Consider the following 14,229-nt stretch of genomic DNA (forward strand, 5'->3'; position numbering starts at 1 on the left):
GGCTCTTCGAATGCAAAAGCCCGGCGCAGCAGGAATGCCGCGCCGGACCTCGAGTTGAATTGAGCAAAGAGGAAATCTGAAGCTGAGAACATCGAGGCACTGATTGAGCCGTGGACGTCCCTGATACGGTGAAATCCTTACCGGTCGACGGCGCGTCCCGGACAACGACATCACCCATTGACGCGTCATAAGCCCGCCCTTGCCGAAGCGTGATCCGCTCCTATTCTTCATCCAAGTACATGGAGGAAAAGAGTGGCAGATAAGGACAAGGAGCCGGATCGTGACCGCGATCTCGTTTCCACCGAGGGGCATGGGGTCGCAAGTGATGAGAAAAATGCGGCCTATAGGAGAAGGATGGTGCAGGAGGCCCTCCGTGAAGGAAACCCTGCCGGGGTGAAAGCGAAGGACTATCTCAGCAATAGATGGTTGTCCGGCGGCTCGTGGTAGACCGTCGATGAGAGGAAAGCATGGCAGATAATCCGAAGAAGAAAGGCCGCGACCGCGAGCTCGTTTCCGAACAGGAGCACGAGGTGGCCTACCTCATGAGAACGGCGAAGGTGACGCGGCAGAAGGCGTTGAAGGCGATCCGTGAAGCTGGGCCGAACCGCGAAAAAGTGATGGAATATCTCGGCAAGAAATAACGCTCAAAAGAGCGTCACCTGCTGGACCTCCTTTGTCTCCGGCTCAAATGGCGGTCGCGTCCCGCCTTTCGTGGCGTTCGTCTCCTGATCCGCGCCTTCTCCCATGCGGCGTGATAGTTCGTGTGCAGCTCGGCACGCGGCGATGATAGCGATAGATGCCGCTTGCGGCGTTTCTCATTGCGTAACGCGCAATAGCTTCGGACCCTATGAATTCCCCGTTTGCCGGCCTGTGAGGTCCGAAAAGCAGCCAAAATGTAACCAAAAAGCACGCCAGCACCGAACCCTTAGAGGCTTGGTGCATTTACATGATCGGTTAAGCGCTTGAAAATACTCGAAGAAAAAGCCCCGCACCGCGAGGTGCAGGGCTTTGAAAACTGGCTCCCCGGGCCGGATTCGAACCGGCGACCTATCGATTAACAGTCGAGTGCTCTACCGCTGAGCTACCAGGGATCATCTGCGCCGCAGAAGTGAGGCTGCTAATACAAATGCTTTTCCGATTTGCCAAGCGGTTTTTCAAAAAAAATGTCGGCAGGCGGTTGCCGCCCTGTGGAGAAGGCACCAACTGTGGGGTCATTGGTACGGAAGAAGAGTGATGGCGAAGAAGCATTTTGGCATCGATCCCAAGACGCGTGAGATCGTACTCGGCAAATGGCGGATGAGCCTGCCCAATTCGCCGGCATTGCGCGTGCTCATCGGCGTTCTGCTCGTCTTCGGCGGTCTGCTCGGTTTTCTGCCCATCCTGGGCTTCTGGATGGTTCCTCTGGGCCTGCTCGTGCTTTCGCACGATATTCCCTCGATGCGCCGACGGCGGCGCAAGCTGGCCGTATGGTGGGCCCGATGGCGCAGCAAGCCGAACTCGTCCGGCAGATCCTGAGAGGTGGGCCTTGCCAAGAGTTCCGCCAGCATCCGGATGCACGCATTTCAGTCGTCGGAATTGCGCGGCTTTCGACGTCGTTTGGGCAGGAGGGCGACAATGACGCAGGCGAGGACCAAAGCGACCGGCCAGAAATCGGTCGCCTGGTCCCAACTCCACCTCCACATTTCATAGCCCTCCAGGTGAGGCGGCGGCAGCTTTGCGCTGATCTCGAAATCACGTTTCTCGCGGCCGTGGAAGTGTCCGATGGCGAAGGCGAGGCCGATGATCAGCGCCAGCCTTCTCGGTGCAATCGCCATGAACAGGAGGGCGACGACTGCTGCAATACAGAAGCCCTCGACCACATGCCCGAGCCAATCGAAGTGGCGCTGAATGTAGCCCCAAGGAATATCCATCACGTCGCGCTTCGAGTGCCGCCCTCCCGATGAGGCCGGCCGACGGACCGCTATATCACAACCGCCGATCACGAGACCACACGATCCTCGAGGTTTCGCCCTTCGCGGACGTCTTCGGGAGCGTGGGCGAGCTCGTCCTTCTTCCAGTATCCGGACGCTGAGTGTGGTCGCAAAGTACAACTTGTAGTTAATCCAAAGTGGTCAATAGACAGGAACATCACGTTCGGCAACATTGGAGCGCTTTCAGGAAAAGGGTGTAACGGTCTTCCGTAGGAAGTCGGTATTTTCATAGCGTTAGCTCGTCACTCCGACGGAGCCCGACGAAGTCGGCGCCGCGAAGGCCGTCCGGGTTTCCCAAGACGAGCATCGCCTACTTTACAGCACTGTGGAGAGAAAAATGGCGCATCTGATCGGTGGCATCGCCCCTTGGCTCGGGCTGGACAACCACATCTTCGGAACGAACGATCCGGATATTATCTTCGGAGACCCGTTCACGACCGGCAATAGCCTAGGAGTCTCCGAAATCGGCGGCTTCCTGTCTTCGGGGCAGGGTGGCCGCGACAGCCTTGACGGCCTTGGGGGCAACGACACGCTCTTCGGCGACGCTTGGACGATCTCCAATCAGGGGCGTGGTGGCGACGACCAGCTCGACGGCGGCGCCGGCGACGACACGCTGTACGGCGATGCCTTCCAGATCGATGCGATTGATTCCGCTACCGTCGCCGGAGGGAATGATCGTCTCTCGGGCGGCAAAGGCAACGATACACTCTATGGCGATGGCTACGATTGCCTCAGCGGACGTGGTGGAGACGACTGGCTCGACGGCGGCGCCGGAGACGATACTCTCTCGGGCGACGCTTTCTCCCTGGGCGATTTTTTCGTTGGCGGGAACGATCGCCTCCAGGGCGGAGAGGGCCATGACAAGCTCTACGGGGATGGCCTCGACCAGGGCGTCGTGGAATCCGGCATTGGCGGCAACGACCACCTGTATGGTGGTTCGGGCAATGACTTTCTCGTTGGAGACGTTCTTTTCTCACGTGGCGGCAGTGGCGGCGACGACCTGCTCGACGGAGGCAAAGGCAATGATGTCCTGTATGGCGATGCAGAGGTCGGCGTGGACACCGCGGGTGGGAACGACCTCTTGATCGGCGGCACCGGTAACGATCAGCTCTGGGGTGATGGTCGACTGACCGCAGGCTTCGCGGTCGAGACCGGTGCCGATCAGTTCCTGTTTTCACGAAACAGTGGTCGGGATGAGATCTTCGACTTCGAATTGGACAAGGACGTCATCCAAATCGCTGGCTATGGCTACGACGACTTCGCTGATTTTTTGCCCAACATCGGCAACGATGCTGACGGGAACGCTGTCCTGCAGTTGAATGGCACGGTCGATCAGGTCACTCTGATCGGCATCCACGCTGCCGACCTCAGCGCTGCCAACTTCGTCTTTGCGGGCGCGGAGTTCGCCTTCGTCTGACGCAGGTAAGATTTGTCGGTAACAAAGCTGAATAGGGGTGGTTTTTTGGAGGCCTCGCCCGGAATTGAACCGGGGTACAAGGATTTGCAGTCCTCTGCGTCACCACTCCGCCACGAGGCCTCTACGATCTGCGATTTTCAAATCGTGGCGCGGATTTAGAATGATTGCCCGCAATCCGCAAGAGGGTACATTTGGAATAGGGTCTTTTTTATTCTGTATAAATATGGCTTCGGTTCTGTGGAGGCGTGGCCATAGCGCCCCAAGGCGCAATGCGCCCACTTCTAACGCTTTGAAATTGCGTACTTCCGTGGGAAACGCCTGCACACCTCGTCGGGAGGCTAGTGGTACCGCCGGATGAGGCCGACAAGCCTGCCTTGGATCTTGACCCGATCCGGACCGAATATCCGTGTCTCGTAAGCCGGATTGGCGGCTTCGAGCGCAATAGAGGCGCCCTTGCGACGGAAACGCTTCAGAGTTGCTTCCTCGTCGTCGATCAGGGCGACGACGATATCCCCGGGGGTGGCAGTGCTTCCGTTCCGGATGATCACCGTATCGCCATCGAGGATGCCGGCCTCGATCATCGAATCACCCTTGATCTCGAGAGCGTAGTGCTCGCCGCTGCCGATCATTTCGACCGGTACGGAAATATCGTGCATGTTGTTCTGGATTGCGGAAATCGGCACGCCGGCGGCAATGCGGCCCATGACCGGGACAGCGACCGATGCGATCTCGGCCGGGGGCGCCGGTTTCGGTGCGGGGGGCGGGGCCGCAGGCTTGCCCAGACTGCCTTCGATCACGCTCGGCGAAAAGCCGCGGCGGACCTGCGAAACACCGGCATAGGCCTCCGGCAGCTTGATGACTTCGAGGGCTCGAGCGCGATTCGGTAGCCGGCGAATGAACCCGCGCTCTTCGAGTGCGGTGATCAGACGATGGATGCCCGATTTGGAGGCAAGGTCCAGGGCATCTTTCATCTCGTCGAAGGACGGCGGAACCCCGGATTCCTTCATTCGTTCATGAATGAACAGAAGCAATTCCTGTTGCTTGCGGGTCAGCATGGCGTCACTCCAGAATCGCGAAACAAATCAAGAACAGAACCTATCTGTTCCATATGTGTTCCGCAAGTGCCTAAAATTCCGTGAATACCGCTTGCTGCTGAATGCCTGTCCGCTTTCCATCCGGCGTGCGATGGCGATCGCTCGGAATCTGGGGGCAGGGGCGTACGCTCACTTACAGCGGCCGGCCCAGTCGCTCGCCTACGCCATGCTAATAGGCAAGCCGCAGTCCGCCCGGCGTAAGAACGTCGAATTCAGGCTCGGGATAGGGCCCGTACCACTGGGTATAGGTCGTGTTGGTCGAGCCTGTGCTGGCGCACCCCGAAAGGGCGAAGAGGGAAAAAATTACGGCTGCCACCAAAGATTTAACAGGCATGTTTTTCTCCACTCGCGGGAGTTGCCCAGACCTCGAACGGGTCAGACTAAAACTTTCTCTCAAATCAGCTTTTTTGGCAAGCGCAGCCGAGCCGCGGCATCGCCCGGGCTCCGCAACCTGACGTCCGGCATCGGTGGATGTTAGCTCAGGTAAGATCCGTTACCTGGGTCTCCGGGCTGGACAAAAGAGGGGAATGGTGGAGTCGAAGGGAGTCGAACCCTCGACCTCCGCAGTGCGATTGCGGCGCTCTCCCAACTGAGCTACGACCCCACTGGTCACCCATTGTATAAGATTTTTCGGCCCCGCGCACCAGTGCATTCCGTTTGCCGGCTTCACCCTTGCCGCCCGGTAGGGCACGCTGCAATTCACCCATCCGAATATCGCCCCTTCGCGATGGAGTCCCAAAGCAGCTTCTTCCGCTCCTGCAGGTGACGCAAAGCGTCGGAAGGGCAGGGCAGCCACGAGCCTTGCGGGTGGGGAAGACGGCCATCAGTGACGAGAAGCTGGGAATTCCGGCGTGCCCGGATCAATTCTGAAATGGCGGAAGAGGTGGGATTCGAACCCACGGTACGCTTTCACGCACGCCGGTTTTCAAGACCGGTGCCTTAAACCGCTCGGCCACTCTTCCAGGTGATTGCGGAGCTTCGTGAAATTCGTTTCCGAGTTCTCGATGGACCGGCGATCGCTACCGGGTTTGCTGCCCATTCACCAACGGCTGGCTTTTTAGCAGCTTTGATCACAGCGTCAACTTGCTCCGGAGCATTTGCTTGCATTCGAGGCGTGCCGCGCCGCATACGCCCGTGGCACGGTTGTGGGCCATCGTCACGGGCGGAGTCCGCTGTCCGGCGCCGCAGTCGGACTTTCGTCGCCTGCCCGGGCGACGTAGGTCGCGACATCCCGGCTTCTGCCGTCCAGGAGCGCCGCTCCGGCAAGCAGATAAACGGCAATCGCCAACATCGACAGGAGCATTATGCCTAGGGGGAGGCCGGTTGCCGCCCGTCGCTCCGGCGGCCCATAATCGTATCTGTCGTCCATTGCGAGATCCTCTCGGACTTGGGCCGGAGCACGGGCACCACGCCAACCGGGGACGGAGCCTCAGAGTTGCACCGACGGGAAGCTTCGGCCAGCTCTGAGGCCGCCGCACCCCGCGGCCGACGAGCCACGCGGGTGCTTATTGCGATATGTATCGGCAGGGAAACCCGGCAACGGGTTTCGGACCTTTGGCGCGCTCTATCGGACCATGGTCCAGCGACTCATTTACGTTTCGTAAACCATAGCGAGCGTTTTTTTGCCTCCGTTCGTCCTCCGGTTCGCAATTTCGCCTTGTTGTTGTCATGATTGTTCGACTGTTCCGTTTCGGGACGGCGAAATTCTCGCGGGGGGAACTACTGCACGATTGCGACGATCGTTGCGCGTTCGGTCGGATGCGCGAGCGCTGCAGGAGCGGATTTCGGGTGCGGCTTTGCGAATGATCTTGTGGGACAGATGACATCCAATAACGGTGCGGCATATCTTGTGAGGGGGCTCCGTCTCGCAGCGGTTCCGTTGCTTTGCGCGGTGCTTGCGGCCTGCGGGTCGACGTCGAGCGTCAAGAAGACCAAGTCGCGGAGCAAGGAATACTTCGCCGAGTCCGTCTATGGCGTCAAAGCCAGCCCCAGAGTCGCTACCGGAAACAACATTCCCAAGGGCGGTGGCCGCTACCAGGTAGGGAAACCCTATCAGGTCAAGGGCAAGTGGTATCAGCCGAAGGAGGATTTCGGCTACGACAAGAGCGGGATGGCCTCCTGGTACGGGTCTGCCTTCCACGGCCGGCTGACGGCCAATGGCGAGGTCTATGACAAGCATCACCTTTCGGCCGCTCACCCGACGTTTCCGTTGCCGAGCTATGCGCGCGTGACCAACCTGGAGAACGGCACGTCCGTCATCGTCCGTGTCAATGATCGCGGCCCCTATGAATACGGCCGGATCATCGACGTCTCTTCGAAAACCGCCGACCTGCTGGACATCAAGCGCAAGGGAAGCGCCAATGTTCGCGTTCAATATGTCGGTCGTGCGCCCCTCGAAGGCAATGACATGCCCTACCTCATGGCTTCGTACGTCAGGAAGGGCGACCGTGGCCCGAGCGTGATGCCGGAAGGGCAGATCGCCTCAGGCGTGATGGTGGCTTCCAACGAGCCGCTGCGCGACATGGTTCCGAATCTCCGCGCCGTTCCGGTTCCGAACAGATCGACGCTCGATGCCGGCGTGCCGGTGAACGCGCTCGCAAAGCCGGCGCAGGCCTCGGCGGCACCAAGCGCCTTCGGCGAATTCGTCGTTCTGCCGCAGATCGGCCCCATGCCGACGTCGCGCCCGCAATTGATCCCGCTGCCGGATGGCAGCATGGCCTATGCTGCGGCCTACGTCGAAGTTCGCGTCAGCGACAAGCCTTCGCCCTTCGAGGCGATCATGGTCGATCGCAATCCGCTGACCCCCGATTCCATTCTCGCCTATGCGAAGCGCCAGTACCGAAACGCCGACTCGCGCTGACGCCGGTTGAAGAGGGCTTTTCGCGCTGATATGCCCATGCAGAACCGGAGTTTCTCATGCGCATGAAGTGGCTTGCGGTCGTAGGTTTCCTCGCGGCCATCGTTTCGGGACAAGCGGTCGCACAGACGCCCGCCTTCGACACCAAAGCGAAGCAGATATATCTCGTCGATGCCGAGACGGGCACAGTGCTCTTTTCACGCGACGAGGATGCACCCGTCCCGCCTGCCTCGCTCGCCAAACTCATGGCGATGGAGGTGGTTTTCGAGGCCCTGGATAAGGGCGAACTGACGTCCGAGACGAGTTTCGAGGTTTCTGAACATGCGTGGCGTACAGGCGGGGCCCCCTCCGGCACTGCAACGATGTTCGCCGCGATCAAATCCAGGATTCGCGTTGCCGATCTCATCCAGGGCGCAACGGTGCAACTCGCCAACGATGCGTGCATTGTCCTGGCTGAGGGAATGGCTGGCAGCGAGGCTGCTTTTGCCGAACTGATGACCAAGCGGGCCCGCGAGCTGGGGCTGCCGGTCGCCACATTCAGGAATGCCACGGGGCTGCCGCATCCGGAAAACAAGATCACGATGCGCGAACTCGTCGCCCTTACGCGGCACCTCTACGAGGCGCACCCGAATTACTATCGGCTCTATTCGCAGCCGGAATTCGAGTGGAACAAGATCCTTCAGCGCAACAAGAACCCTCTGATCGCGGCAAATGTCGGCGTCGATGGATTGGCGACCGGCTTTGCGGAGGGTTTCGGCTTCTCGCTCGCCGTCTCGATGCAACGCGGCGACCGCCGCGTCTTTCTCGCGATGGGGGGCCTCGAGAGCGAAAAGGAGAGAATCGACGAGAGCCGCAGGGTCCTGGATTGGGCGATGACCGCTTTCGAGAAACGGCGCATTTTCGCAGATGGTGAAACCATCGGAGAGGCGAGCGTCTACGGCGGCGCGGATTCCCGAGTGGCGCTCGTGGCGGGCAGCCCGGTCGACGTTCTGCTGCCGGTAAAAAATCCCGAACGGCTGACGGCACGCATCGTCTACAAATGGCCGCTCAACGCACCCGTCGCTGCCGGTCAGCAGGTCGGCGTCGTCAAGCTCTGGAACGGGGACAAGCTGCTGCGGGAAGTTCCCGTGAAGACGGCGAGGGCGGTCGAGTCCGGAACGCTCACGAGCCGGGCGCTCGACGCGCTGCAGGAACTGCTGTTCTTCTGGCTGTGACAAATGCGCTTTGCGACGGTTCCTTCCGCGGGACCGATCGGCTAAACAGGGACGATAATGCACGCCGATCCGGGAATTGAAGTGTCGCTGACCAAGGGTTTGTTCATAACATTCGAGGGGGGAGAGGGGGCCGGTAAGTCGACCCAGATGCGCCTTCTTGCGCAAGCGCTGAGCGCGCGCGGCTACCGCGTGCTCACCACGCGCGAGCCGGGAGGCTCCGCGGGTGCCGAAGCCGTTCGCCACGTCCTTCTTTCGGGCGCGGCGGAGTCCTTCGGAGTCCGGATGGAGGCGATCCTCTTTGCGGCCGCCCGCAGCGACCATGTCGAGGAGGTGATCCGGCCGGCGCTCCAGCAAGGAACGATCGTCCTTTGCGATCGGTTCATGGATTCCTCGCGCGTCTATCAGGGCGTGACGGGCAATCTGGAACCGGCTTTCGTCGAGACCATGGAACGCGTTGCGGTGAACGGTGTCATTCCCGACTGCACCATCATTTTCGATCTTCCCGCCTCGGTCGGGCTGGAGCGCGCCCGCCGGCGCGCCGCAAACGACAGTCCCGACCGATTTGAAAAGGAACAGCTGGCGACGCATGAAAAGCGGCGCGAAGCCTTTCTCGATATTGCCGCGGCCGATCCGGAGCGATGCCGCGTCGTCGATGCCAACCGTCCGCCGACCGCGATCGCTGCCGAAGTATTGAGTCTCGTCGAGGCGCTATTGCCGCTTGAGGGCAAGCCGCAACCCTCGAATGCGGAAGCGACGTCATGACCCCGGAACAGCCAGGTGTGCTGGAGGGCGCGCTTGCTCCCGTGATGAACAGCAAGCTCTTCGGTCATCGGGAGGCGGAAGCCTTTCTCGCACAGAGCTACCGGTCCGGAAAGGGTCATCACGCGATCCTGATCGAAGGGCCGGAGGGGATAGGCAAGGCCACACTCGCCTTCCGCTTCGCCAATCATGTCCTGAGCCATCCGGATCCGGCAGACGCCCCCGAAAGGCTTGCCGACCCTGATCCCGCCTCTATCGTCACGAGACAGCTCGGTTCGGGCGCATCGCACAATCTCCTGCATCTCGCGCGCCCAGTGGACGAAAAGACGGGCAGGACGAAGGGCGCGATCACGGTCGACGAGGTTCGCCGCGCCGGCAAGTTCTTCGGCCAGACGTCGGGCACCGGAAACTGGCGCATCGTCATCATCGATCCGGCCGACGATCTCAACCGCAACGCCGCCAATGCCATTTTGAAGATGTTGGAGGAGCCGCCGCGCCGTTCGCTGTTTCTGGTGCTCACCCATGCGCCGGGAAAACTCCTGCCGACCATCCGCTCGCGTTGCCTGCCTTTGCGGCTGAAGCCTCTGGACACGGAAGCGCTGCGCCAGGCGCTTGCGCATCTCGGGCTCGATCTCGCGGGCCTGAATGCAGAGCGCGTCCTCGCCGCCGCAAACGGCAGCGTTTCTGAGGCGCTGAAGCTCGTCAACTATGGCGGGCTGGATATAGCCGAGGCTTTCGAAGACATTCTGGCGGGGCAGGGCCCGGCCGTTCGCAAGAACATGCACAAGCTGGCCGACGTGCTTTCGGGCAAGGACAGCGAAACGATCTTCGATTTCTTTTCGTCGCTGCTGTCGGGGCGCATCATGCGGATGGCTCGCGAGGCGGCGATCGCCGGCGACGTCGGCGCGGCCGAACGGTTCGCCAGGCTGTCCAGCACCGTTGGCGAACGCCTGACGCTGACCGCGGCCTATAACCTCGACCGCAAGCAGACGGTTCTTTCCCTCCTCGATGATCTCAAGGAAGCTCTATAGGTAGGGAGCGAACTTCCATTTTCGCTCGATTGCCGCAGCCAGGTCTATATCGTTGTGGTGGGCGAAGAGCAGAACGTGGCCGAGGAGATCGGCCGTTTCGTCGGCGATCGACTGGCGCAGCGTCTCCGGGGAGACCTGCCGGTCGCGCCCCCGTCCTGTGGCGTTGTTCCAGGCCTGCGTCAGTTCCCCCATTTCCTCCTGCAGTTTCAATATAAACCAATCCGGATCACGGCTGATCGAATGCATCGCCGCATAGCCCGCCGACGCTTTCTCGAATTTTCGTCTGAGTTCGTTGAGCACACACTCTCCCCCCGTTTGTTTTTGTTTTGTTCCAGACGATCTTTCGTGTCAATCCCGTCTGATATCGCGGGAAGCCCCGCGGCTGGAGAGAAGCTTTCACTTGCGCTCCGGGTGGAGAAGGGTATGCGAGGTTTCCGCGGAGCCCGAATTTTCCCCCTCGAAGACGGTTCACGGCCATGGTCAGGTCGCTCCGGCCTAAATTCAACGTGATCTACCGGTTTCCTACCCGAAGGCGATGCGGTAATAGCACCCCATAGTTTCTGTCCCGAGGATATCGAAGCCCGCTATGAGAGATACGTCCCCGTTCTACATCACCACCGCGATTTCCTATCCGAACGGCAAGCCGCATATCGGTCATGCCTACGAGCTGATCGCGACGGATGCCATGGCACGCTTTCAGCGGCTTGATGGGCGCGAGGTCTTCTTCCTGACTGGGACGGACGAGCATGGACAGAAGATGCAGCAGACGGCGAAGAAGGAAGGAATTTCGCCGCAGGAGCTTGCCGCCCGCAATTCGGCCGAATTCCAGAATATGGCGCGGCTGCTCAACGCCTCCAACGACGATTTCATCCGCACGACCGAACAGCGCCACCACGAGGCCTCGCAGGCGATCTGGATCCGCATGGGCGAGGCGGGCGACCTTTACAAGGATTCCTATGCCGGGTGGTATTCCGTTCGGGACGAGGCCTATTACCAGGAAAACGAGACGGAACTGCGCGGCGACGGCGTACGTTACGGACCGCAGGGAACGCCCGTGGAATGGGTGGAGGAAGAGAGCTACTTCTTCCGGCTGTCCGCCTACCAGGACAAGCTCCTCAAGCACTACGAGGAAAATCCCGACTTCATCGGTCCGGCGGAACGGCGCAACGAGGTCATTTCCTTCGTCAAGTCAGGCTTGAAGGACCTCTCCGTCTCGCGCACCACATTCGACTGGGGAATCAAAGTTCCGAACGATCCCGCTCATGTGATGTATGTCTGGGTCGACGCGCTGACCAACTACGTCACCGCCACCGGCTATCTGACCGACCCGACGGGTCCGCGCGCGAAATTCTGGCCGGCAAATATCCACGTCATCGGCAAGGACATCATCCGTTTCCACGCCGTCTATTGGCCGGCTTTCCTGATGTCGGCCGGTCTTCCGCTTCCCAAGCGCGTCTTCGCTCACGGATTCCTGCTCAACAAGGGCGAGAAGATGTCGAAGTCGCTCGGCAACGTGGTCGATCCGTTCAATCTGGTCGAGCATTTCGGCCTCGATCAGATCCGCTATTTCTTCCTTCGCGAAGTCTCGTTCGGCCAGGACGGCAGCTACAGCGAGGAGGGGATCGCGACCCGCATCAATTCCGACCTCGCCAACGGTATCGGCAATCTCGCCAGCCGTTCCCTGTCGATGATCGTCAAGAATTGTGACGGCCAGATTCCGCTCTGTGGACCGCTGACCGACGAAGACAAGGCGATGCTCGCCGCCGCCGACTCGCTGATCGACACCGCACGCGAGGAAATGGGCAAGCAGCTCATTCATCGCGCACTTGCGGCGATCATCGCCGTCGTTTCCGAGACCGACCGCTACTTCGCAGGCCAGGAGCCCTGGGCGCTGAAGAAGACCGATCCGAGCCGCATGGCAACCGTGCTTTACGTCACGGCGGAGGTCGTTCGCCAGGTCGCGATCCTTCTGCAGCCATTCATGCCGGAATCGGCGGGAAAACTCCTCGATCTCGTCGTCGTACCGGCCGACCGCCGCGATTTCGCCCATCTCGGCGAAGCCGGGCGCCTCGTGTCGGGAACGCCGCTCGAAGCACCCAAGCCGGTCTTCCCGCGCTACGTCGCGCCGGAAGCCTGAACGAAGACGAAAGCATGCTGATCGACACCCATTGCCACCTCGATTTTCCGGATTTTGAGGCAGAACGCGACGCAATCATCGAGCGCGCGCGCGAGGCCGGCGTCGCGCAGATGGTGACGATTTCGACCCGGGTGAAACGGTTCGACACGATCCTCGCCATCGCCGAAAAATATCCGAACGTCTTCTGTTCCGTCGGCACGCATCCGCATAATGCCGATGAGGAACTGGACGTGACGGCCGACGATCTCGTTCGGCTCTCCGCCCATCCCAAGGTCGTCGCGATCGGCGAGGCGGGGCTGGATTATTTTTACGACAACGCGCCGCGCGACGCGCAGGCGGAGGGATTGAGGCGGCATATCGCGGCGGCGCGAACAACCGGACTGCCGCTCGTCATCCATAGCAGGTCGGCCGACGACGATATGGCTGCGATTCTAACCGAGGAATCGGGGAAGGGCGCCTTCCCCTTCCTTCTCCATTGCTTCTCGTCCGGCCCGGACCTCGCCCGAATCGGCGTCGAGCTCGGCGGCTATGTGTCCTTTTCGGGGATCCTAACATTCCCGAAATCCGAGGAACTGAGGGACATCGCCAGGACAGTCCCGCGCGATCGGATGATCGTCGAGACGGACGCGCCCTATTTGGCACCGAAGCCCTTCCGCGGCAAGCGCAACGAACCGGCCTACGTGGCGCACACGGCCGAGGTGCTGGCGCAAGCCATCGGCGTCTCCAGCGAGGAGATTGCCGAAATCACCACCGAAAACGCCTTCAGGATCTTCTCGAAGATGCCGAGGCTTTGAAATGGCGTTTCGGCGGGTCTTCACCATTCTGGGCTGCGGCTCGTCGCCGGGCGTGCCGCGCATCACCGGTGATTGGGGCGCCTGCGATCCGTCGAACCCGCGCAATCGTCGCATGCGAGCGGCCTTGCTCGTAGAACAGTTTGCGCCGGACGGCGGCAAGACGACCGTGGTGATCGACACCGGCCCGGATTTCCGAGCCCAGATGATCGCGGCGAATGTACGCCACATCGATGCCGTGCTCTACACCCATGCCCATGCGGACCATCTGCACGGGATCGACGATCTGCGCGGTTTCGTCATCGAGAATCGCAGGCGCGTGCCGATCTGGGCCGATGCGTTCACGATGGCCCGTATTCGCGACGGCTTCCGCTATTGTCTGGAGTCGCCGCCAGGCAGCGGCTATCCGCCGATCGTCGACCCCTATGTGATTCCCGACGACCTGCCGCCGTTGACCATCCATGGCGCCGGCGGGCCGATCTCGTTCGAGCCGCTGATGCAGTTTCACGGCAACGTCCATTCGCTCGGCTTCCGTATCGGCGGTTTTGCCTATTGCAGCGACGTCAGCGACTTTCCGGCAGAGACGGTCGGGAAGCTCGGCGGACTCGATCTGCTCGTCATCGACACGCTGCAGTACAAATTTCACCCGAGTCACTTGTCCCTGGTGCAGTCGCTCGTGTGGATCAACCGACTGCGGCCGAAACGCGCCGTGCTCACGCATATGCATGTGCCGATGGATTACGAGACCGTGTGCGCGGAGACGCCGGATCACGTCGAGCCGGCTTACGACATGATGCGCATGGAATTCGATATCGACCGGCCGTCGGCGGAAGACGCATAAAGTCCCATATCAGAGATCTTATATAAGTCACTGATCCGATGCGACTTACGCCTCTCTTAGATCACAGCGATCCGTTCCATAATCTATCTTATGCGATGGATGCATGTAGCGGCAGTTT

At 60.6% G+C, this 14,229-nt stretch carries 16 protein-coding genes and 4 tRNA genes; 11 read left to right on the forward strand and 9 right to left on the reverse strand.

Annotation, left to right across the window (positions count from 1 at the left end):
* Positions 1 to 252: 252 nt before the first annotated feature.
* Together BHD07_RS21925 and BHD07_RS21930 are read left to right on the forward strand one after the other, a co-directional pair.
* A complete protein-coding gene (locus tag BHD07_RS21925) occupies positions 253 to 447 on the forward strand; it encodes a hypothetical protein (protein ID WP_275597955.1) in 195 nt (64 codons plus the stop codon).
* Positions 448 to 467: 20 nt separating this feature from the next.
* A complete protein-coding gene (locus BHD07_RS21930; RefSeq protein ID WP_100674268.1) occupies positions 468 to 641 on the forward strand; it encodes a DUF3606 domain-containing protein in 174 nt (57 codons plus the stop codon).
* A gap of 375 nt (positions 642 to 1,016) precedes the next feature.
* Here the strand turns inward: BHD07_RS21930 and BHD07_RS21935 are convergent.
* A tRNA-Asn gene (locus BHD07_RS21935) sits at positions 1,017 to 1,091 on the reverse strand.
* 142 nt (positions 1,092 to 1,233) lie between these two features.
* On the opposite strand from BHD07_RS21935, the gene BHD07_RS21940 reads away from it, so the two are divergent.
* Positions 1,234 to 1,515, forward strand: coding sequence for a hypothetical protein (locus BHD07_RS21940; protein ID WP_100674270.1), 282 nt, complete (start codon positions 1,234 to 1,236; stop codon positions 1,513 to 1,515).
* Positions 1,516 to 1,562: 47 nt separating this feature from the next.
* On the opposite strand, the gene BHD07_RS21945 is transcribed toward BHD07_RS21940, so the two are convergent.
* Positions 1,563 to 1,910, reverse strand: a complete 348-nt coding sequence (locus tag BHD07_RS21945) for a hypothetical protein (protein WP_100674321.1) — start codon at positions 1,908 to 1,910, stop codon at positions 1,563 to 1,565.
* 397 nt (positions 1,911 to 2,307) lie between these two features.
* On the opposite strand from BHD07_RS21945, the gene BHD07_RS21950 reads away from it, so the two are divergent.
* Positions 2,308 to 3,387: a calcium-binding protein gene (locus tag BHD07_RS21950; protein WP_338283068.1), complete on the forward strand. Its 1,080-nt coding sequence runs from the start codon at positions 2,308 to 2,310 to the stop codon at positions 3,385 to 3,387.
* 46 nt (positions 3,388 to 3,433) lie between these two features.
* On the opposite strand, the gene BHD07_RS21955 is transcribed toward BHD07_RS21950, so the two are convergent.
* From BHD07_RS21955 to BHD07_RS21980, 6 genes are all read right to left on the reverse strand, one after another.
* Positions 3,434 to 3,507, reverse strand: a tRNA-Cys gene (locus tag BHD07_RS21955).
* Positions 3,508 to 3,725: 218 nt separating this feature from the next.
* Positions 3,726 to 4,442 carry a transcriptional repressor LexA gene (lexA, locus tag BHD07_RS21960; protein WP_018094916.1) on the reverse strand — a complete coding sequence of 239 codons (717 nt, stop codon included), beginning with the start codon at positions 4,440 to 4,442 and terminating at the stop codon, positions 3,726 to 3,728.
* A 208-nt stretch (positions 4,443 to 4,650) separates the two neighbouring features.
* The gene (locus BHD07_RS21965; RefSeq protein ID WP_013844460.1) at positions 4,651 to 4,815 is read right to left on the reverse strand and encodes a hypothetical protein; all 165 of its coding nucleotides are present in this window, start codon (positions 4,813 to 4,815) and stop codon (positions 4,651 to 4,653) included.
* Positions 4,816 to 5,009: 194 nt separating this feature from the next.
* Positions 5,010 to 5,085, reverse strand: a tRNA-Ala gene (locus BHD07_RS21970).
* A gap of 268 nt (positions 5,086 to 5,353) precedes the next feature.
* Positions 5,354 to 5,443 (reverse strand) — tRNA-Ser (locus BHD07_RS21975).
* Positions 5,444 to 5,637: 194 nt separating this feature from the next.
* Positions 5,638 to 5,850 (reverse strand): hypothetical protein, encoded by a 213-nt coding sequence (locus BHD07_RS21980; RefSeq protein ID WP_338283071.1) that lies wholly within the window; start codon positions 5,848 to 5,850, stop codon positions 5,638 to 5,640.
* A 450-nt stretch (positions 5,851 to 6,300) separates the two neighbouring features.
* Between BHD07_RS21980 and BHD07_RS21985 the strand changes: the two genes are divergently transcribed.
* From BHD07_RS21985 to BHD07_RS22000, 4 genes are read left to right on the forward strand one after another with little or no spacing between them, the layout of a single operon-like run.
* Positions 6,301 to 7,341, forward strand: a complete 1,041-nt coding sequence (locus BHD07_RS21985; RefSeq protein ID WP_338283072.1) for a septal ring lytic transglycosylase RlpA family protein — start codon at positions 6,301 to 6,303, stop codon at positions 7,339 to 7,341.
* Positions 7,342 to 7,397: 56 nt separating this feature from the next.
* Positions 7,398 to 8,552 (forward strand): D-alanyl-D-alanine carboxypeptidase family protein, encoded by a 1,155-nt coding sequence (locus BHD07_RS21990; protein WP_338283073.1) that lies wholly within the window; start codon positions 7,398 to 7,400, stop codon positions 8,550 to 8,552.
* Between the two features lie 57 nt (positions 8,553 to 8,609).
* Positions 8,610 to 9,314, forward strand: a complete 705-nt coding sequence (gene tmk, locus BHD07_RS21995) for a dTMP kinase (protein WP_100675101.1) — start codon at positions 8,610 to 8,612, stop codon at positions 9,312 to 9,314.
* On the forward strand, positions 9,311 to 10,342 hold the full coding sequence (locus tag BHD07_RS22000) for a DNA polymerase III subunit delta' (protein ID WP_338283074.1): 1,032 nt from the start codon (positions 9,311 to 9,313) through the stop codon (positions 10,340 to 10,342). Before tmk ends, BHD07_RS22000 begins: the two co-directional genes overlap by 4 nt.
* Here the strand turns inward: BHD07_RS22000 and BHD07_RS22005 are convergent.
* Positions 10,337 to 10,642 (reverse strand): pyrophosphatase, encoded by a 306-nt coding sequence (locus BHD07_RS22005; RefSeq protein WP_338283076.1) that lies wholly within the window; start codon positions 10,640 to 10,642, stop codon positions 10,337 to 10,339. The two genes, BHD07_RS22000 and BHD07_RS22005, sit on opposite strands and share 6 nt — an antisense overlap.
* A gap of 286 nt (positions 10,643 to 10,928) precedes the next feature.
* Here BHD07_RS22005 and metG point away from each other — a divergent pair, with 286 nt between their 5' ends.
* From metG to BHD07_RS22020, 3 genes are read left to right on the forward strand one after another with little or no spacing between them, the layout of a single operon-like run.
* Positions 10,929 to 12,479, forward strand: coding sequence for a methionine--tRNA ligase (gene metG, locus BHD07_RS22010; protein ID WP_338283078.1), 1,551 nt, complete (start codon positions 10,929 to 10,931; stop codon positions 12,477 to 12,479).
* Between the two features lie 14 nt (positions 12,480 to 12,493).
* Positions 12,494 to 13,273, forward strand: coding sequence for a TatD family hydrolase (locus tag BHD07_RS22015; protein WP_018094908.1), 780 nt, complete (start codon positions 12,494 to 12,496; stop codon positions 13,271 to 13,273).
* 1 nt (position 13,274) lies between these two features.
* Positions 13,275 to 14,111, forward strand: coding sequence for an MBL fold metallo-hydrolase (locus BHD07_RS22020; RefSeq protein ID WP_100675097.1), 837 nt, complete (start codon positions 13,275 to 13,277; stop codon positions 14,109 to 14,111).
* The last annotated feature ends 118 nt before the right edge of the window (positions 14,112 to 14,229 follow it).

The sequence above is a fragment of the Sinorhizobium sp. KGO-5 genome (genome assembly GCF_036245905.1).
Taxonomy (GTDB): Bacteria; Pseudomonadota; Alphaproteobacteria; order Rhizobiales; family Rhizobiaceae; genus Sinorhizobium; species Sinorhizobium meliloti_A.